Annotated in this window: 13 protein-coding genes; 6 read left to right on the forward strand and 7 right to left on the reverse strand. The window is 68.5% G+C overall.

The window, feature by feature from the left end:
• Positions 1-2: 2 nt before the first annotated feature.
• Positions 3-1,145, reverse strand: a complete 1,143-nt coding sequence (gene glf, locus ACYVGQ_RS15460) for a UDP-galactopyranose mutase (RefSeq protein ID WP_460785564.1) — start codon at positions 1,143-1,145, stop codon at positions 3-5.
• Positions 1,146-1,402: 257 nt separating this feature from the next.
• Between glf and ACYVGQ_RS15465 the strand changes: the two genes are divergently transcribed.
• Positions 1,403-4,057 (forward strand): polysaccharide pyruvyl transferase family protein, encoded by a 2,655-nt coding sequence (locus tag ACYVGQ_RS15465; protein ID WP_460785565.1) that lies wholly within the window; start codon positions 1,403-1,405, stop codon positions 4,055-4,057.
• 105 nt (positions 4,058-4,162) lie between these two features.
• Positions 4,163-5,971 (forward strand): glycosyltransferase family protein, encoded by a 1,809-nt coding sequence (locus ACYVGQ_RS15470; protein ID WP_460785566.1) that lies wholly within the window; start codon positions 4,163-4,165, stop codon positions 5,969-5,971.
• Here the strand turns inward: ACYVGQ_RS15470 and ACYVGQ_RS15475 are convergent.
• From ACYVGQ_RS15475 to rfbA, 3 genes are all read right to left on the reverse strand, one after another.
• A complete protein-coding gene (locus ACYVGQ_RS15475; protein ID WP_460785567.1) occupies positions 5,950-7,977 on the reverse strand; it encodes a DUF6541 family protein in 2,028 nt (675 codons plus the stop codon). The genes ACYVGQ_RS15470 and ACYVGQ_RS15475 overlap by 22 nt on opposite strands.
• Positions 7,978-8,045: 68 nt before the next feature.
• Positions 8,046-10,865 (reverse strand): hypothetical protein, encoded by a 2,820-nt coding sequence (locus ACYVGQ_RS15480; RefSeq protein WP_460785568.1) that lies wholly within the window; start codon positions 10,863-10,865, stop codon positions 8,046-8,048.
• 128 nt (positions 10,866-10,993) lie between these two features.
• On the reverse strand, positions 10,994-11,863 hold the full coding sequence (gene rfbA / locus ACYVGQ_RS15485) for a glucose-1-phosphate thymidylyltransferase RfbA (RefSeq protein ID WP_460785569.1): 870 nt from the start codon (positions 11,861-11,863) through the stop codon (positions 10,994-10,996).
• 76 nt (positions 11,864-11,939) lie between these two features.
• Between rfbA and rfbB the strand changes: the two genes are divergently transcribed.
• Both rfbB and ACYVGQ_RS15495 read left to right on the forward strand, forming a co-directional pair.
• The gene (gene rfbB / locus ACYVGQ_RS15490; protein WP_460785570.1) at positions 11,940-12,938 is read left to right on the forward strand and encodes a dTDP-glucose 4,6-dehydratase; all 999 of its coding nucleotides are present in this window, start codon (positions 11,940-11,942) and stop codon (positions 12,936-12,938) included.
• Positions 12,938-14,344 carry a sugar nucleotide-binding protein gene (locus ACYVGQ_RS15495; protein ID WP_460785571.1) on the forward strand — a complete coding sequence of 469 codons (1,407 nt, stop codon included), beginning with the start codon at positions 12,938-12,940 and terminating at the stop codon, positions 14,342-14,344. The genes rfbB and ACYVGQ_RS15495 overlap by 1 nt, the downstream gene beginning before the upstream one ends.
• Before the next feature lie 22 nt (positions 14,345-14,366).
• Here the strand turns inward: ACYVGQ_RS15495 and ACYVGQ_RS15500 are convergent, their stop codons facing one another.
• Entirely contained in the window at positions 14,367-15,440 is a 1,074-nt protein-coding gene (locus ACYVGQ_RS15500; protein WP_460785572.1) for a glycosyltransferase, read from the reverse strand.
• Between the two features lie 95 nt (positions 15,441-15,535).
• On the opposite strand from ACYVGQ_RS15500, the gene ACYVGQ_RS15505 reads away from it, so the two are divergent.
• Together ACYVGQ_RS15505 and ACYVGQ_RS15510 are read left to right on the forward strand one after the other, a co-directional pair.
• On the forward strand, positions 15,536-17,299 hold the full coding sequence (locus ACYVGQ_RS15505; RefSeq protein WP_460785573.1) for a DUF4012 domain-containing protein: 1,764 nt from the start codon (positions 15,536-15,538) through the stop codon (positions 17,297-17,299).
• A 150-nt stretch (positions 17,300-17,449) separates the two neighbouring features.
• Positions 17,450-18,046: a hypothetical protein gene (locus tag ACYVGQ_RS15510; RefSeq protein ID WP_460785574.1), complete on the forward strand. Its 597-nt coding sequence runs from the start codon at positions 17,450-17,452 to the stop codon at positions 18,044-18,046.
• 150 nt (positions 18,047-18,196) lie between these two features.
• Here the strand turns inward: ACYVGQ_RS15510 and ACYVGQ_RS15515 are convergent, their stop codons facing one another.
• Together ACYVGQ_RS15515 and purE are read right to left on the reverse strand one after the other, a co-directional pair.
• Positions 18,197-19,639, reverse strand: coding sequence for an LCP family protein (locus tag ACYVGQ_RS15515; protein WP_460785575.1), 1,443 nt, complete (start codon positions 19,637-19,639; stop codon positions 18,197-18,199).
• Positions 19,636-20,103, reverse strand: coding sequence for a 5-(carboxyamino)imidazole ribonucleotide mutase (purE, locus tag ACYVGQ_RS15520; protein WP_460785985.1), 468 nt, complete (start codon positions 20,101-20,103; stop codon positions 19,636-19,638). The genes ACYVGQ_RS15515 and purE overlap by 4 nt, the downstream gene beginning before the upstream one ends.
• Positions 20,104-20,331 lie beyond the last annotated feature (228 nt).

Raw genomic sequence — 20,331 nt, forward strand, 5'->3', positions numbered from 1 at the left:
CCTCAGCTGAGCTGGTTGTTCCACATCGACAGCGCGGAGCCGATGGCCATGTGCATGTCGAGGTACTGGTACGTGCCCAGGCGTCCTCCGAAGAACACCTGATCCTCATCCTTCTGCAGCTCGCGGTAGGCGAGCAGCCCCGAGCGGTCGTCGGTCGAGTTCACCGGATAGTAGGGCTCGTCGTCCCTGGTCGCGAAGCGCGAATACTCGCGCATGATGACGGTCTTGTCCGTCGGGTAGACGTCCTTGCGCTCCGGGTGGAAGTGCTTGAACTCGTGGATGCGGGTGTAGGGCACGTCCGCGTCCGGATAGTTCATCACCGAGGTCCCCTGGAAGTCTCCGACGTTCAGCACCTCCTGCTCGAAGTCGAGCGTCCGCCAGCTGAGCGCGCCCTCCGCGTAGCCGAAGTAGCGATCGACGGGGCCGGTGTACACCACGGGCAGCTGACCGACGGCCGCCTTCTTGTTGAAGGGCTGCGACTCGTCGAAGAAGTCGACGTCGAGCTTGACCTCGATGTTCGCGTGATCGGCCATCCGCTCGATCCACGCGGTGTAGCCGTCGGTCGGCAGTCCCTCCCACGTGTCGTTGAAGTAGCGGTTGTCGTAGTTGTAGCGCACGGGCAGGCGGCTGATGATGTCGCCGGAGAGCTTCTCGGGCGAGGTCTGCCACTGCTTTGCCGTGTAGTGGGCGAAGAAGGCCTCGAACAGCGGACGCCCCACGAGGGCGATGCCCTTCTCCTCGAAGTTCGCCGCCGTCTTGACGTCGAACTCGCCCGCCTGCTCCTTGACGAGCGCACGCGCCTCGTCGGGCGTGTGGGCGGCGGCGAAGAACTGATTGATGGTGTGCAGGTTCACCGGCAGCGCGTAGACCTGACCCCTGTGCGTCGAGTACACGCGGTGCACGTAGTTCGTGAAGGACGTGAAGCGGTTGACGTACTCCCACACCGTCGGATTGGACGTGTGGAACAGGTGCGCGCCGTAGCGGTGGATCTCGATGCCCGTCTCGGCGTCGTTCTCGCTGTACGCGTTGCCGCCGATGTGCCGGCGACGATCGATGACGGTCACCTTGCGGCCCGCGGCTGCGGCCCGCTCGGCGATCGTCAGACCGAAGAATCCGGAGCCGACGACGAGAAGATCAGTGTCCATATGCACCATTCTGTCATCCCGCGCCGTCGTTTCCTGTGCAGGTGATCCAGGCGTGCGGCGAGTTCTCGCCCTCGATCCGGCGCGAGCGGAGGCCGGTTCGCGGACCGCCGTCCGGCACCCGCGTCGCAGGGCTTTTCCAGCCGTGGCTGGGCTAGACTCGGCTGTCGTACTCCGACCGCGGTCGGCCATCGCCCAGGCGGTTCCGCCGACGCGACAGACTTCTCACAGCCTCCGCCTGCAGACAAGGACACATCTAGATGACCCTTCCGAAGAAGACGTACGATGTCGCCATCCTCGGATGGTGGTACGGGAAGAACTACGGATCGATCCTGACCTACTATGGCCTCAACAGGGCGGTCGACAGCCTCGGGCACTCGATCCTGATGGTGCACGAGCCCCTCGGCTACAACGGCTACCGGGTGGCCTGGCCCGACGACATCCTCTCGATGGAGTTCGCCCGGCGCGTCGGCTACGAGTACACGGAGCAGTTGCACTACTCCGACCTTCCCGGTCTCAACGACGTCGCGCACACCTTCGTCGTCGGCAGCGACCAGCTGTGGAATCCGCTCATCGGCCGCGTGAACGACGACCTCTTCCTCGACTTCGTGAAGCCCGAGAACGACCGGGTCGCCTACGGCACCTCCTTCGGCAACCGCGGCACGGAGAAGTTCAAGCCGCCGTTCATCGAGAAGCACGCCGCGAATCTGCAGCGGTTCAAGGCGATCTCCGTGCGCGAGGGATACGCGATCGACACCGCACGCGACATCTTCGGCGCGAAGGCCTCGCTCGTGGTGGATCCGGCGTTCCTCGTCTCCAAGGAGCAGTACGGCGAACTGGCATCCACGGCCACCATCGCCCCCGAGGGCGAGTACATGGCCGTCTTCTTCCTCGACCCCACCCCGGGGAAGAAGGCCGTCGCACAGGCGATCGCCGACAAGCTGGGCTTCAAGAAGATCCTCGTGATCCCCAACCCGGACAAGGGACGGGAACTGGCCGCCTCGCTGTTCGCGGACGAGCCCCGCGCCGAGATCATGGCCGAGGACTCCCCCGAGAACTTCCTGCGCGGCTACCGCGACTCGAGCTATGTCCTCACCGACAGCTTCCACGGCTCCGCCTTCTCCGTGATCTTCGAGAAGCCCTTCTCCTCGATCTACAACGGGAAGCGCGGCGCCGATCGCTTCAAGAACCTGCTGGCCTCGCTGGGCCTGGGCGAGAGCCGCCGCGTCTTCGAGATCGACACCGCGGAGGCGATCGCCGAGAACCCGAACGTCACGCGCGAGATCGACTTCACCAAGGCCAGGGAGTACATCGAATCCGGCCGCGCCTCCTCCATGGAGTGGCTCGAAGCGGCGCTGGACCCCGCGAAGAAGGCCTCTGCCGCTCTGCCCCCGGAGGAGCGGAAGAGCTCCGCGGCCCCGCGCGGCCCTCAGAGCTTCACGCTCCGCAACCCCGAATTCACGGCCGGCACCGACGCCTGGAGCATCTCGCGGAGCTCGCGCGGCACCCGGCTGAAGGTCACCGGCGGCTGGAAGCTCTCGCGGAAGCCGACCGGCATGCGGGTGACGCTGGGGCGCGGCGGCGCCGTCCTCGGGAATCTCGTCTGGACCGACCTGCCGCAGCCGCTGACCAAGGGTGCGACCTACCAGATGAGGATCGAATGGACGCCGCGGACGAAGGCGTCGTCCGTCAACATCCATTTCCGCGACCCCAAGACCGGCAAGTTCCGCGTCGTCGGCAAGGTGGATCTGCCGAAGAAGGCCAGCGGGGCACGGACCGACACGATCATCTTCCGCGCGCCCGAGTCCGGTCTCAGCCAGTTCATGCTGGGCGCCGTGCATTTCGCCGGGTGGAACGGCGGAGCCGACGTGCGCAGCATCCATCTGGAGGAGTTCGCCGCCGGGGCCGCCGCTCCCGCGGGGTCGGCCGGCGGCGCGCCCGCGGGAGGCTTCGGCGGGGTGGCGAGGACGCTCGCGCTCAAGGACTACGAGCGTCAGTCGCGCTCGCACGCGCACGCTCGCTCGCCGGAGGGCGTCTCCGGCGCCAGGGCGCGCATGATCTTCCACGCCCACGCGATCGAGAAGGGCCTGAGCCGCAGCGACTTCCGCGCCGGATTCGGAAAGATCGCCGTCCCAGGACTCGCCAAGGAGATGAACGCCTGGCTGGCCGCGGGGCGCAGCACCGACGACAGCTTCCTGCAGAGCTCGGCCGCGGTGATGAAGACCTACTTCGAGCGGCACGCGGCCCTGAAGAAGGACGTGTCCGAGTTCCGGAACCTCTTCAGCCCCGTTTCTCAGGGGATCATCGACAACTGCACCCACCACGAGGGCGGCGTGCTGCCCGCCGATCAGCTCCGCGAGATCACCCGCGAGACGGAGGCCGAGCGCAGCTTCATCGACGTGATGTACGGACGGCGCAGCGTGCGCGAGTTCACGCGCGAGCCCGTCAGCGACGAGGATATCGCCCGCGCCGTGCAGATCGCGATGCAGGCGCCCTCGGTGTGCAACCGGCAGGGTGCGCGCGTGCACCAGTTCGACGACCCTCAGATCATCAAGTCCGTGCTCGACATCCAGGGCGGTTTCAGCGGCTACAAGATGCCTCCTCGGCTCCTGCTGGTCACGGCCGATCTGGATGCGTTCCTCTTCGCTCCCGAGCGCAACCAGCCCTTCGTCGACGGCGGCCTCTTCATGATGTCGCTCCTGCTCGGCCTGACGCAGGTGGGACTGGGCTCCTGCTCGCTCAACACCGCGATGGGCACCGAGAAGGAGAACGCGATCCGCAAGATCATCGACATCCCGGACCACGAGGTGTTCATCTCGTTCGTCGCGGTCGGCCACTACGACGAGAAGGTCCTGGTGCCGCGCTCGAAGCGAACCGATATGGACGACGTGCTGATGCGTCATCGCAAGGGCTGACGCCAGGTGACGGAGTCGAGGACGAAGACCACCACTCTGCCCGCGACGGATACGGTCGCGAGCACGGCGGGGCCTAGGGAGGCAAGAGAGATGGAGGATGGCTCGATGCCGTCCACTGCGGTTTCGCCATTGCAGACGGCCATCTGGCCGCAGTCCGGGATCTCCACCGAGGTGGCGCCGCATTTCGACCTGTTCGGACCTGTCGGACTGTCGTTGACGCAGGCGGGGGCCGATTTCGGTCCTGGCGGCCGGATCACCACGAGCACGTACTACAACCTGTTCAACCTCGGCAAGTGGCGCAAGCACTGCGGAGAGCTGCCCCTGCAGCTGCAGCTCAGCGGAAGCGGCCGCTTCGTGCTGTCGATATATGCAGCCGGCCCGGATCAGTCCACCCGTCAGGTCTTCAGCGAGACCGTCGCTCTGGACGGCTCCTTCCGTCAGCCGGTCCGCCCCGAGGATCTCGCGCACACCGATGCCGTGCTGTTCTTCTCCTTGACGGCCCTCGACCACGCACGACTGGATGATTTCGCGTGGGCGACGACGGCGCCGCCGCGGAACACGCCGGATCTGATGCTCTCGATCACGACCTTCCGCCGCGAGGCGGAGGTCGCGGCGACGGTGGAGCGCTTCCGCCGCTTCCGCGCGACCTCCGAGCTGCGCGATCATATCCGCATGGTGATCGTCGACAACGGCGGGACGGTGACGGTCGATGACGGCGACGGCGTCGTCGTCATCCAGAACGAGAACCTCGGCGGTGCGGGCGGATTCACGCGCGGTCTGCTCATGGCCGAGGAGACAGGCGCGTCGCACTGCCTGTTCATGGATGACGACGCCTCCATTCAGATGGAGGCGCTCAGCCGGACATGGTGGTTCCTCGCCTACGCGCTCGATCCGCGCACCGCCGTCGCCGGCGGCATGATCAATGCGGCCTACCGGTGGCAGGTCTGGGAGAACGGCGCGCTGTTCGATCTCGGCTGCAAGCCGTTGTACGGCGGCCTGGATCTGCGCAGGCGCAAACACGTCTTCAAGATGGAGTACGAGACCACGGACTCTGCTCCCGACGACCTCTACGGCGGATGGTGGTTCTTCGCCTTCCCGGTCGCTCAGATGAAGCACCTGCCCTTCCCCTTCTTCGTCCGGGGCGACGATGTCAGCTTCTCGCTGTCCAACGACTTCGCCATCGTCACCCTGCCCGGCGTCGCATCGATCCAGGAGAGCTTCACGGACAAGGCATCGCCCTTGACCTGGTATCTCGACTTCCGCAGTCATCTCGCCCACCATCTGGACGGTTCCGCCAAGGACCGGAGCTGGCGGGAGCTGCAGGCGATGGTGCGCAGCTTCTATCTGCGGAACGTGCTGCGCTTCCATTACGACACGCTGTCCGCGGTCAATCTCGCACTCGAGGACGTCATGAGGGGACCGGCGTTCTTCGACGAGCACGCCGACATGGCCCAGCGTCGGGCCGACCTCAAGGCTCTGACCACGACCGAGGCCTGGCAGCCCATCCCGACAGCGCCGCGACAGAGGCTCGGCAAGTATCCGCGTCCGTTGCGCGCGCTCTGGCTCGCGACCCTGAACGGGCACCTGCTTCCCCTCGGCGGCCGCATCGGCTCGAGACTGACCCTGTCCGCACCCTATCGCGAGGACTACCGCAAGACGTACGGCGCCAAGGAGATCACGTACCTGAACGCCGATGGAACCGCGGCGTACGTCGTCCGCCGCGACGGGCGGCGCTTCCGGGCCGAGAGCATGCGGCTGCTGAGGAACACTCTGCGTCTGCGGCGGCTCTACCCGAAGATGCGCGAGGAATGGCGACAGGGGTACGCGACGATGACATCGAACGAGTACTGGGTCGACAAGCTGCGTCTGAATTCACCCGCCGAGGATCGGGATCAGTCCAACGGCCCGCACTGATCGATGCGATAGAGGGTGGATTCGCCGTCGGTCGCGACCGGTTCGAACAGGCCCGCCTCGACGGCGGCATGCGGAGCCGGGAAGTGGTTCCCTGCCGGATCTCCTCCCGCGAAGGCATGCGGGTTGTAGATCACATACCGCACTCGCAGGTCGTCGAGCGCCTCGCAGACCTCCGGGTCGCTCTCGATCCGCGCGAGATTCCAGGCGAGCACACGTCGGCTGCGATCCCACAGCCCGTTGACGTGCGGGAAGACCGGCTCGCGGTGGGCGTACATCCAGCTCAGGGCCGACCCGTCCCACGGGTCCCCGAGCAGGAGCTGGTCGGCGGGGACGATGTCCGGAACCACGTCCTCGAAGAAGGCGATCTGCTTCGCGGAGACGATCTCCCGATCCGCCGCGCTCGGCGGCTGGCGGAATACGAAGCCCGTCGCCTCGCTCACGCCGGTCACGGCGAGCGAGCTCATCGCCGTGACCGCAGTGCCGATGCCGAGCGCCGCGGCGAGCCCGGCGACGAGGGAGCCGCTGCGGACCCGGAACAGCCATGGGACCGTGACGACGCCGAGCGCGGCGAGCGGAACCGCCAGGACCGGCAGGGTCGCAGCGAGGCGATAGCCGTCCTTGTACCAGATTCCCGTCAGCAGTTTGGTCAGGTCGTCATCGGACCCTGTGGCCAGGACGTACAGAGCGCCGAAGACGAGGTAGGAGACGACCAGCCAGCGCAGATCCGGGCGGCGCAGAGCCACGACGACGCCGACGAGCGTCATGATCGCGAGCAGGGGCGCGATGCCGGTGACGATGCCCTCGGCGCCCATCCTGACCTGCATCGTGAGCACCTGCGCGATCGCATCCCCGAGGGTCTGCCTCGCCCTGGCCTGCGGGCCGTTCAGGCGATCCGAGAGCGGCTCGTCGAAGAGCCCGAGGCCGATCACGGCGTATCCGAGCGCCGCGACCGCGACGACCACGAGCGCACCGCTCGTGCCCCACAGGATGACTCGGGCACGCCGTGCGACAGGACCGCCCTCCCGGCGCGCCGTCCGATACGCGGCGCCCAGCCGCCAGAGCACGTACGGCGCCAGGATGAGCGCCCACGTCGGCAGGACCCGAGGGTGGCTGAACGCGAGCGCGCCGCCGGCCACGAGCACTCCCGCAGCCGCGATGGTCCACCGCCCTCTCCGGGTCGCTCCCCTCCGCGGCAGGAGAGCATCCTTCGGGATGAGCGCCTTCGCGGCAAGGATGCCCAGTCCGGTCGCGGCGGGCAGCAGCGCGTGCGCGAGCGCCGTCGGATAGATGGTGCCCCAGGTGAGCAGGCTGTACGGAAACCATCCGAAGGACACCCCCAGCGGCATCGCCACGAGGGGCGCGATCCGCCCCGGGACCAGGAGCCGCACGAGCCAGGCGATGCCGGGCAGCCAGAGCACCGAGATCACGGCGATCCAGACCGCGTTGAAGGCCACCGGCACCGGAACGCCGACGGTCTGCGCCGTCAGAGCCGCGAACGAGTGCCAGGCCGACGGATAGTACGAGATGACGCCGCCGTCGGTCTCGATGAGCGAACGGAGCGTGAACGGAGAGGCGGAGAAGCCCTCCATGATCGCCGAGGCGGCCGAGAGATGGAAGACGTTGTCGTAGGTCTGCGAGATGCGCTCAGGCGAGGGCACGCGGACGAAGGCCACGACGGCGGACGCGACGGATGACAGGATCCAGAGGATCGCGAGCCACCCCGTTCCTCTGTCGATGCGGCGCTCGATCCGCGGCATGCGACGCCGCAGCAGCATGGAGACTCCGAGCCCGAGGGCGGACGGTACGGCGACCTGCCACAGGCTCAAGGGCATCCCGAGGGCTCCGAACACGGTGGCGGCCAGGCCCGTGAGGCAGACGCCGACGAGGCCCGAGACCGCAGTCCTGGCGAGAGCTCCCAGCGGCAGCGGAGCGGTCGCCACCAGTCCGGGTCCGATGACGACGACGCAGGCGAACAGAATCGCCGGAAGGGCGTCGAACCAGGTCATCGTGCCATTATCTCAGCGACGGGTGCGTGAGACCCTCAGGACCGCTGGAGGTCCCACCGTCCCTCGGGTCATCGCTCGCGCACATCCTCCTTGAGGACCCACCGCGGTCCGGAGGAGGTCTGCACCTCCAACCACTTCCCCGACGAGGACACCCGCGTCGCCTGCACCACCGTCCCCACACCCAACGTGCTCGGAGCGGTGCCGGCCCCCCAATGCGCAGCAGCCGTGCCGCACTCCGCGAGCGGCGACACGAGAGCCTGCGTCGACTCCTGCACCACATACTGCTTGGACGCCTTCTTCGTGCCAGCCGGATCCGCGCACATCGCCACCGAATCCCGCGCAACCCACCCGGTGCCGGCGCTCGTGCGGACCTCCAGCCACTTCCCCGACGACGACAACCGCGTCGCCTGGAGCACCGTCCCCACACCGACGTTCTTCGCGCCCGTGCCACACTTCGCCAACGGCGACACCCACGCCAGGCCACTCGTACGCACCACATACCGGTCCGTCGCCGTCGACGTCCCCGCAGGATCCACGCACGCCGCATCGACATCCGCGGACGTCGCCGCCTCGACACCGCTGCGCGCCACCCACCGGAGCCCGGACTGCGTCTGCACCTCCAGCCAGTCGCCGGAATACGACAACCGCGTCGCCTGAAGCACCGTCCCCACACCCAACTGCTGCCCCGCACCGCACTTCGCCAACGGAGACACCCACGCCATCTGCGACGTGCGCACCACATACTCACCCGAGGCCCCCGACGTCGCCGCCGGATCCACGCACACCGCATCCACATCCGCAGACGTCGCATACCCGACCGCACTGCGCTCCACCCACCGCGGTCCGGAGGAGGTCTGCACCTCCAACCACTTCCCCGACGAGGACACCCGCGTCGCCTGCACCACCGTCCCCACACCCAACGTGCTCGGAGCGGTGCCGGCCCCCCAATGCGCAGCAGCCGTGCCGCACTCCGCGAGCGGCGACACGAGAGCCTGCGTCGACTCCTGCACCACATACTGCTTGGACGCCTTCTTCGTGCCAGCCGGATCCGCGCACATCGCCACCGAATCCCGCGCAACCCACCCGGTGCCGGCGCTCGTGCGGACCTCCAGCCACTTCCCCGACGACGACAACCGCGTCGCCTGGAGCACCGTCCCCACACCGACGTTCTTCGCGCCCGTGCCACACTTCGCCAACGGCGACACCCACGCCAGGCCACTCGTACGCACCACATACCGGTCCGTCGCCGTCGACGTCCCCGCAGGATCCACGCACGCCGCATCGACATCCGCGGACGTCGCCGCCTCGACACCGCTGCGCGCCACCCACCGGAGCCCGGACTGCGTCTGCACCTCCAGCCAGTCGCCGGAATACGACAACCGCGTCGCCTGAAGCACCGTCCCCACACCCAACTGCTGCCCCGCACCGCACTTCGCCAACGGAGACACCCACGCCATCTGCGACGTGCGCACCACATACTCACCCGAGGCCCCCGACGTCGCCGCCGGATCCACGCACACCGCATCCACATCCGCAGACGTCGCATACCCGACCGCACTGCGCTCCACCCACCGCGGTCCGGAGGAGGTCTGCACCTCCAACCACTTCCCCGACGAGGACACCCGCGTCGCCTGCACCACCGTCCCCACACCCAACGTGCTCGAACGCAGATCGCACGCCGCCCACGGTGCGAGCTTCGCCGCCGTGCTGCTGAGAACGACGTACTGGCGCTCGGCACCGGAGGTGCCGGGAGGCAGAGTGCACTCCGCCTCCTCGGCATCGGCGGTGCGGAGGAACTCGCGCGAAACCCAGCGCGGCCCCTCCAGGGTGAGCACTTCGATCCAGTCGCCGTCCGCCGTCACGCGCCGCGCCTGCAGGATGGTTCCCGCCGACAGAGTGAAGACGTCATCGTCGCACGCCGTGGCCGGCGACTTCCGCGCGTTGAGTCCTGTCGTCGTCACGTACTGCAGCTGCGCGGAGCGCACGTCCCCCGGGACACCGCAGATGCTCGCCGGCTTCTGGGTCGATCCGAACCAGTCGGTGAAGTAGTTGTAGAAGTTGCGGTTGCCGTAGGCCGAGCAGCTGTCCCCCTCGCCGTAGCCGGCGCGGAGCGCCGCGGCGTTGGGCTGGTAGGGCGTGTAGTAGTAGAGCGCGGACGTCGCCTTGTTCGCGACATAGACGTTCCCCCGCCCGCACGAGGCCTTCGGGTTGTAGAGGATGCCCCAGGTCTTGCCCGGCGCGTACCAGGTGAAGTGCTTGCCCTCCATGTAGATCTGCATCTGCCGTGCCGCGCCGTAGATCTGGTGGAAGAATCCGACGAAGCTGGGATCGCAGGGGGCTGTGTCGGGGCACCCCTGTCCGAGCGCCGCGTTGTACCGCCATCCACTCGGCCAGGTGTGCGTCACCAGGCCCTGCTCCTTCTGGAGCATGACGATGAGGACCTGCGGATTGATGCCGCAGGCCTGCGCGGTCTTGTAGATGATGCGGGCGGCGCTCTCGTTCGCCGCCCCCTCGTAACCGCTGCAATAGGAATCCGCCGGGCGATCGACCGATGTGATCCTGAAGTCTTTCAGGCAGACGATCGGCTTGCCCTTCTCATCGTTTCCGACGACGCACTTCTTGACCTTCGAATCGAAGAAGGCCTGGATCTGCGCCTCGGTCATCGTGCCCTTGTTCGTGAACACCGCATCGCTGATGATGTTGCCAGGGTTGAAGCCGACGAGGGATGTCTTCAGCAGGCCGGCGGACGTCGCGTCTCCCGCGCTCCGCGCCATCGAGAGCGTGCTCACCCCCGCCTGCGCCGCGGCGGCCGGTGCGGCGGACGCCGGCATCGCCGAGCCGATCGATACCGCGAGAACGGTGGCGAACACGGCGAGGATGCGGGTCATCCGAAGCACGTTTCGAGAGCGTGGGGCACGTCGAGACATGTGACTAGTGTGACGTAAGTGACGAAATGATGCCACTGTGACTGAAAAAACGGCTCAACCGACCGGCGTGTCGCGGATTTCGTGGACTCTCAGCGGCCCTGTGCGAGCGCCTTGAGCAGGTACTCCCCGTACCCGCTCTTGCGCAGCGGCTCCGCCCGCTCGCGCAGCTCGTCGTCGGTGAGGAAGCCCATCCGCCAGGCGACCTCCTCAGGACAGCCGATCGACAGACCCTGCCGCTTCTCGACGGTGCGGATGAAATCGGTCGCCTCCGCGAGCGAGTCGAACGTCCCCGTGTCGAGCCATGCGGTCCCGCGCGTCAGCAGCTGCACCTTCAGCCTGCCCTGCCGGAGATACTCCCGGTTGATGTCCGTGATCTCCAGCTCGCCGCGCGGAGACGGCTCGAGTCCCTTCGCGATCTCGATCACATCGTTGTCATAGAAGTACAGCCCGGGCACCGCGTAGTTGCTCTTCGGCTGCGCGGGCTTCTCCTCGATGGAGACGGCTCTGCCCTCTCCGTCGAACTCCACCACGCCGTAGGCGGTGGCGTCGTCGACCCAGTACCCGAAGACGACCCCGCCCTCCAGCTCGGTGTACCGGCGCAGCTGGGTCCCCATCCCCTGCCCGTAGAAGATGTTGTCGCCGAGGACGAGCGCCACGGAGTCGGATCCGACATGGTCCTCCCCCAGGATGAACGCCTGCGCGAGCCCGTCCGGCGACGGCTGCACCTTATAGGTGATGGACACCCCGAAACGCGATCCATCGCCGAGAAGGCGCTCGAAGGCGTCACGGTCGTGCGGCGTCGTGATCATCAGGATGTCCCTGATCCCGGCGAGGATCAGCGTCGACAGCGGGTAGTAGATCATCGGCTTGTCGTAGACCGGGACCAGCTGTTTGGAGACGCCGAGCGTGATCGGATGGAGCCGGGATCCTGTGCCTCCCGCGAGAATGATGCCGCGCATGGGGTCCATCCTCCCCGATCCCGCGCACCGGGACAAACACCCGGGCTCGTCGGACTCCGCCCGGTACGCTAGCGACATGCAGAAGCTGCTCGTCACCGGCGGCGCCGGATTCATCGGCTCCAACTTCGTGCACCACGTCGTCGAGAACACCGACGCCCATGTCACGGTGCTCGACAAGCTGACCTACGCCGGCAACCGCGCGTCGCTCGCGGGGCTGCCCGCCGATCGCGTCGAGCTCGTCGTCGGCGACATCGCGGACGCCGGGCTGGTGGACGAGCTGTTCGGCGCGGTGGACGCCGTCGTGCACTATGCGGCGGAGTCGCACAACGACAACTCGCTGCACGACCCGCGGCCTTTCCTGGACACGAACATCATCGGGACCTACACGCTGCTGGAGGCGGCGCGACGTCACGACCGCCGGTTCCACCACATCTCCACCGACGAGGTCTATGGAGATCTGGAGCTCGACGACCCGAACCGCTTCACGGAGTCGACGCCCTACAACCCCTCCTCCCCGTACTCGTCGACGAAGGCCGGCAGCGATCTGCTCGTGCGCGCCTGGGTCCGCTCCTTCGGCGTCCGCGCCACGATCTCGAACTGCTCGAACAACTACGGCCCCTACCAGCACGTGGAGAAGTTCATCCCGCGTCAGATCACGAACGTCCTCCGGGGCATCCGCCCGAAGCTCTACGGCGCCGGCCTGAACGTGCGCGACTGGATCCATGCGGACGACCACTCCTCCGCGGTCCTCACGATCCTCGAGAAGGGCGAGATCGGCGAGACGTATCTGATCGGCGCCGACGGGGAGAAGGACAACCGCTCCGTCGTCGAGCTCATCCTCACCCAGATGGGTCACGACGCGGACGCCTACGACCACGTCACGGACCGGGCGGGCCACGACCTGCGCTATGCGATCGACTCGACGAAACTGCGCACGGAACTCGGCTGGCTGCCGCGATACTCGGACTTCGCCTCCGGGCTCGCCTCGACGATCGCCTGGTACCGCGACAACGAGGACTGGTGGGCGCCGTCCAAGGACGCCACCGAGTCCTTCTACGCCTCGAAGGGACAGTGATGACGGAGTTCGGCAAGGCGCTCACCGTCGCCGAGACGCCGATCCCAGGGCTGCTCGTCGTCGAGCTCCCCGTGCACGGCGACTCCCGTGGATGGTTCAAGGAGAACTGGCAGCGGGAGAAGATGACGGCCGCCGGACTGCCGGACTTCGGTCCCGTCCAGAACAACATCTCCTTCAACGACGCCGTGGGCACCACTCGCGGCATCCATGCGGAGCCCTGGGACAAATGGGTCTCGGTGGCGACGGGGCGCATCTTCGGCGCCTGGGTGGATCTCCGTGAGGGCGCGTCCTTCGGCACGGTGTTCACGGCGGAGCTCGATCCGTCCAGGGCGATCTTCGTCCCACGCGGCGTCGGGAACTCCTACCAGACGCTCGAAGCGGACACCGCCTACGCCTACCTCGTGAACGACCACTGGTCCCCCGACGCCGAGTACTCCTTCCTCCATCTCGCGGACGAGACCGCCGCGATCGCATGGCCGATCCCCCTCGGCGAGGCGGAGATCTCCGCGAAGGATCTGGGCCATCCCCGACTCGGCGAGGTCTCGCCGATCGGACCGAGGAAGACGCTCGTCATCGGATCGGCCGGTCAGCTCGGCCGCGCCCTGCAGGCCGAATTCGGCGACGCGCCGGACGTCGAGTACGCCGCGCGCGACGCCTTGGACCTGACCGCGGACGACCTCGCGGCCGCCCGCCGCTGGCGCGACTACGACACGATCATCAACGCGGCGGCGCACACCGGCGTCGATGCCGCGGAGACCCCCGACGGACGCGCAGAGGCCTGGACGGCGAACGTCACCGGTGTCGCGGCGCTCGCACGGATAGCGGCCGAGCACGGCATCACACTGGTGCACGTCTCCAGCGACTACGTCTTCGACGGAGCCAAGGACGGCCCCTACTCCGAGCAGGATGCCGTGCGGCCGCTCGGAGTGTACGGGCAGACCAAGGCGGCCGGCGACGCCATCGTCTCGACCGTGCCGCGGCACTACATCGTCCGCACCTCCTGGGTGATCGGCGAGGGGAACAACTTCGTCCGCACCATGGCCTCGCTCGCCGAACGGGGCGTCGATCCCTCCGTCGTGGACGACCAGATCGGCCGGCTCACGTTCACGGACGATCTCGCCCGCGGCATCCGGCACCTGCTGGACACGCGTGCGCCCTTCGGCGTCTACAACCTCACCGGCGACGGCGAGCCGAGCAGCTGGGCGCAGCTCGCGGCGCGCGTGTTCACGCTCACCGGGCACGACGCGGCACGGGTCAGGGGCGTCACCACCGAGGAGTACTTCGCCTCGGTCGCAGGCCCGGTCGCGCCGCGGCCGAGGAACAGCGTGCTCGATCTGACGAGGATCCGCGCCACCGGCTTCGCCCCGCGCGACGCCGCAGACGCACTGCGCGACTATCTGAGCTGAGCCCGGGGCGGGATCGCGCCGCTCAGAGCTCCGCGTGCAGCGCCCACACCCGCTCGGCGGCGCTCGCCCAGGAGAACGCGCGCGACCGGTCGCCGGCGAGAACGCGCAGCCGGGCAGCGCCCTCACCCGCTGCGTCCGCGACGGCATCGGGCAGCTCGGATGCCGCGACGAGCCGCGCGCCATCGGCGAGCGCGTCCCGGTGCACTCCGCTGTCCGCCGCCACGACGGGAACGCTCAGCGACATGGCCTCCACCGCGCGCCACGGCCATTCTGTGAGCGCGGAGGTCGCGACGAAGACGAGCGCGTCCGCGAGGACCGCCGCCCTGTCGCGCTGCTCCAGTTCTCCCCGCACGTGCACGCGGCGCTCCGGCAGCCCGGCCGCCGAGGCGATCTCCGTGATTTCGGGCTCTGCTCCCTCCGGAGCGTCCAGCACCACCGCATCGGCGTCGGCCGCGACGGCTGCGCGGAACCCGTTCTCCAGCGACTGCGCCGTGCCCGTCAGCACGACGTAGCGATCGGGGAGCGAGAGGGTCCGTCGTCGTCCCACCGCGTCGACGGGTGCGGCGAAGCCGGTCGGCGGGGAGCCGGCGATCACGCGGACCCGATCCCCGAAGCGCGCGATGCCCTCGAGGCGTTCGACGAACGCGTGGGTGGGGACGACGACCGCGTCCGCGTGCTTGACGGCACGGCGGAGCATCCCGCGCTGCCAGGACGCCGCCGGCTTCGGCATCCTCGCCGGCGCCTCCCAGGCGTTCAGATCCCACAACGTCACGACGATCTGGTCGGAATCGTGCAGTCGGTCGTGCCGCACCAGCGGCGCCATCAGGCTCGGCGAGTGGATCAGTCCCCCTCCGATCCCCGGCGCGATGCCGAGCTGCCAGGACGCCGCCAGCTCACGCCGCGCCAGCGACAGGGTCCGCACCTCGCCGAGTCCCGGGATACGAGGGACGGACCCCGCAGGAGCGATCGCCTCGACACCGCATCCGCTCGGCGCGGTCGCGATGAGACCCACCGTCAGATCGAGCGCCGCGGAGGCGGCATCGGCCGCCACGACCTGCGCGAGCTGGTCGAGGACGACACGCAACTGAGCACCCATGAGTGAAGCGTAATCGGCATCCGGTCGCCGACCCTGGATCCTCGCCCCGAGTCGCAGCCGGATGACATCCGCGCGGTTCGTGCTTGAATGCTCTGATGAGCGACGGACGACTTCCGGTACGACGCCGGTGGCTGGGATGGACCATCGGCGTTCTCGTCGTGCTCCTGCTCCTGGCCGTCGGCTGGGTGGCGATCCGCGGGATCGGCGCAGCCAACGCCCTGCAGCAGATCTCGAACACGGCCGGACGCCTCAAGACCGCGATCGCCGACGGCGACATCGACCGCGCCCGGACCGCTGCAGACAGCATCGCCGGCCAGGCGGCGACGGCGCGCGAGCTCACCGCCGACCCGATCTGGCGGGGCTTCGAGTTCGTGCCATGGCTCGGCCCGAACTTCACCGCGGTGCGAGAGGTGGCCGAGATCGCCGACAGCGTCTCCGCCGACGCGCTCGCCCCCGTCCTGACGGCAGCCGAGGACCTCGACCTCGCCGGCCTCGGCTTCACCGGGTCCGCCATCGACCTCGAGCCCTTCGCCGCCGTCCAGGAGCCGCTCGGAGATGCGAGCGCCGTGCTGGAGGACGCCGATGCACGGGCGCGCGCGATCGACGCCGGTGCGACGATCCCCGCCCTGGCGGACGCCGTCCGGGAGATGCGCGAAGTCGTCTCCGAGGCCACCGGCGTCGTCGGAGCGCTGCACGGCGCATCCGTGCTGCTGCCGAGCATGCTCGGAGCCGACGGCCCCCGCAGCTACGTGGTCGCGATGCAGAACAACGCGGAGGTGCGCTCATCCGGGGGCATCGTCGGCGCCCTCGCGCTCGTGACCGCAGACCACGGGAAGATCCGCATCGCGCGTAACGCCTCCACTCAGGATTTCGCCCCGCTGACAGAGCCGCTCGAGCTCAGCGAGTCGACGATCTCGCTGTTCGACGACCAGCCGGGCACCCACATCCAGAACATCACGAACATCGTCGAGTTCCCCGAGGCCGGCCAGGCGCTCGCCACCCGGTGGACGCAGCGCTACGGCGGCACGGTCGACGGTGTGATCGCGGTCGACGCGGTGGTCGCTCAGCATCTCGTGGCCGCGACCGGCGACCTCTCCTTCGGGCCTTTCACGGCGACGGCGGACAGCGTCCTCGGCATCCTGCTCTCCGAGATCTACAGCGCCGTGCTGGATCCCGCTCAGCAGGACGCCGTGTTCGCGCAGGCGTCCAGCGCACTGCTCGCCGTCACCATGCGGGGGGCCGATCCCAAGGCTCTCCTTGGTGCGCTCGTGACCAGCGCGGACGAGGGCCGCATCCGCATCTGGAGCGCCCACGAAGACGAGCAGGACCTCCTCATGGACTCCACGCTCGGAGGCACGCTTCCCCAGGACGACGACACAGCGACCTGGGTGGGCGTGCTCTTCAACGACACCACGGGCGGCAAGATGGACTACTACGCGGAGGCCGAGATCGCCACCGCCGTAGGCGTGTGCCACGGCGAGCCGACCACGCAGGTGCGGGTCACGTGGACCAACGGCGCACCGGCGGACGCCGCAGAGACGCTCCCCTCCTACGTCACCGGCGGCGGCGTGTTCGACGTGCCGCCCGGCTCGACGCGCACCCTGATCGCGGTCTACGGACCGCAGGGCGCGACGCCGTCGCATGTCGACAGGGACGGCACGGAGCAGCGCGTGCAGACCGCGGAGATCGACGGACGCCTCGTCATCCAGCGTTCCGTGCAGCTCGGCCCCGGCGAGTCGACGACGATCACGATCGAGTTCACCGGCACGGGCGCGGGCGAGCGTCTGACCGAGGTCGCGCACACTCCCCTCATCGAGGCGCCCAAGATGACACGGGAAGAACTTCACTGCGCCTCGTGACATTCGCACCGCTTTGCGGTACTGTCGGTGTCACTGGGGAATATGGGCTCTGCCGACCTGCCGTGGGGGCAGGAAGGGTCCGCACGGTATCGAGCGCAGGGGTGTGCTTGGACTGTGATTCCGCGTGTATATCTCTCTGGGGGAGAAATCATGCTGAAGAAGTTGGCTGCCATCAGCCTCGCCGCCGGCGCATTGGTGCTCGCCGCACCTGCTGTCGCCATGGCCGCGCCGAGCGATCTCGCTGCGACGACGGCCACCGATCCGTACGCGGAGGATCCTCGCGTCACTGTCGATCCGACGATCGACATCTGCGAGACCTCGACCATCGTCTTCGGGCCAGGGTACTTCCTGCCCGGCGAACGCCTCGGCGTCTCCGTCTCGGGTGCGAACGCCGGCGACGCGTCCTATTCGGGCGACACCGCGGCCGCCGACGGCGGACTCGTGCTGACGTTCCGCCCGCCGTCCGACGGCAACGGCACCTACGCCATCGCGTTCACCGGCGCCGAGCGCTCGTATACGGCGAGGGTCACGGTCACGGCCGGACATGATGACGCCGTGAGCTGCGATCACGATCCGAGCGTGGCGCCCGCGAGCACCGAGCTTCCGCTGACGGGCTCCGGCTCCGACCTCGAGCTGGCCCTCACCGGCGGCTCCGCGTCGCCGTGGGTCCTCGGCGGCGGGGCTGTCGCTCTCGCCGCAGGCGGAGCGCTCATCGCCACCGCCGCGGTACGCCGCCGGCGGGCCTAAGGTCCGGAAGCCGCACTGCGGCGACCGCGACTGGCCGGACGGCGGCGGTTCCTCCCCCTCCAACCGCCGTCGTCTCGAGCCTGAGCGGGCTCGGAGAGCGTGGGGCTCTCCGAGCCCGCTTTCGCGCGCCGCGGCATCCGCCGGCCCGACCTACGGGGAGGGCGTCGCGGTGGGCGTCGGCGGATGGAGCTTCTCCTGGATCAGCTCTCTGATGTACTCGTAGTTCGGATTCTCGAAGTCCACGCCGCCCTCGGGCGTGAGCTCGACCGTCGTCACGGGCTGATCCTTCGCCTTCAGGATCAGGTCGAAGAACTCCGGCAGCTTGTCCTGCGGCAGATCCGTCGCGACCAGCGCCGTCCCTGCCGAGGCGAGCTCGTTGAAGCGCATCAGCACCGTCTCGGGCGTGAACTGCGCCAGGATCGCGGTCTGGAGCTCCCGCTGACGCTTCATGCGGTCCCAGTCGCTGGTGGTGTACCGCGACCGCGCGTACCACTGCGCCGTGTCGCCGTCCATGTGCTGCGCACCGACCTCGATCCAGCCGATCGCCCAGTCCTCGGCGGGCTGACCGGTATACGAAGGCCCCCAGCCCTCCGGCAGGCGTTCTGTGACGGTGACGTCGATGCCGCCGAGCGCGTCGATCAGGTTCGCGAAGCCGTCCATGTCGATGAACACGTAGTACGGGATCGTGATGCCGAGGATCCCCTCCGCCGCATCCTTCGTCGCCTCGATGCCGGGCTCGGATCCATTGGCCACCGCATCCGGGTAGAGCTCGGCGCCGTCACGGCACACCTCGACCTCGGTGCGGAGCTGGTTGATGCCGCTCCCCCAGCCGCAGGTCTTGTCGCCATGACTGGTGTGCCCGTCAGGGTAGAGATCCTGCATCGGCCCCTCGGCGAAGGGGAAGCCCGGCATGTCGCGGGGGATGCCGGTGATCGTCACCGCGCCGGTGTCGGCGTTGACGGACACCACGGAGATGCTGTCATAGCGCATCGAGTCGCGACCCTCGCCGCTGTCCGCGCCGAGGAGGAGGATGTTGTAGTAGCCGTCGCTGGGAGGCAGGCTCGGTCCGCTCTGACCGAAGATCGCGCCCAGCGCGTCGCGGGCGGAGCCGACCGACGTGGCGGCGTACCCCGCACCCCCGCCGAGGAGTCCGAGGAGGATGAGCGCCACGACCGGCAGCGCCACCCGTGAGATCGGCGGCACCTTCACCAGCCGCATCAGGCGCAGCGTGTCGAACGTCAGCACGATCCACAGCACGACGTACCCGACCAGCAGCAGCTGGATGACCGTGAGCACGACGGCGGAGAACCAGCCGGCGCTGACCGTCAGCCAGAGGAAGGCGGGCCTCGCGAACAGCGCGAGTCCTGCGGCCACGATCACGAGGAACCATCCCAGCAGCGTCGCCCCCAGGCCGAAGCGGCCCAGCCGGCGGTTGCCTGCCAGCACCTGAGCCGAACCGGGAACCAGGACGTTCACGAGGAGCAGCCACCAGCCGCGGCGCCCCATGACCGCTTCATCGGAGGCGTCCGGGTTGCGCATCGGACGCATCTCGACCAGCGGCCCGCTCGCGATCCGCGGCCCGGCGATCGTCACAGGGAGCCCTTCAGGCGCTGGTTCTTCTCGGCCACCTGCCCCTCCATCGTCCGCGCGAGCTCCTCGATCCGATCCGCCAGCGCGGCATCGGATGCTCCGAGGATGCGCGCCGCCAGGAGGCCGGCGTTGCGGGCGCCGCCGATCGAGACGGTCGCGACGGGGATGCCGGCCGGCATCTGCACGATGGAGAGCAGGGAGTCCATGCCGTCGAGGTAGGCGAGCGGAACCGGCACGCCGATGACGGGAAGCGGCGTCATCGACGCCAGCATGCCCGGAAGATGCGCGGCTCCGCCGGCGCCGGCGATGATGACCCGGAGGCCGCGGGCTCGCGCCTCGCGCGCGTAGCTCATCAGTTTGTCCGGTGTGCGGTGGGCGGAGACCACCTCCACCTCATGCGGGACGCCGAAGTCGGTGAGCGCCTGCGAGGCGTCGCTCATCACCCGCCAGTCGGAGTCGGATCCCATCACGACGCCGACGAGGGGCTGGGCGGAGGAATGCAGCGGCTCAGTCACTCACCCAGGGTATGGTCTGGATCTTCGGTTGCGCTGAACGGCACGCGTCTTCGGATGCTTCGAGGTCGGTGCGCTTCGACTCGGTCGCCTCCGGCGTCCTCGCTCAAAGAGCGGAAAGGAAACGGCACCGCTCGCGTGCTCGCTCAACGAGCCGGTAGGAAAGGTATCGCTCGCGTCCTC

The sequence above is a fragment of the Microbacterium tumbae genome, assembly GCF_054780175.1.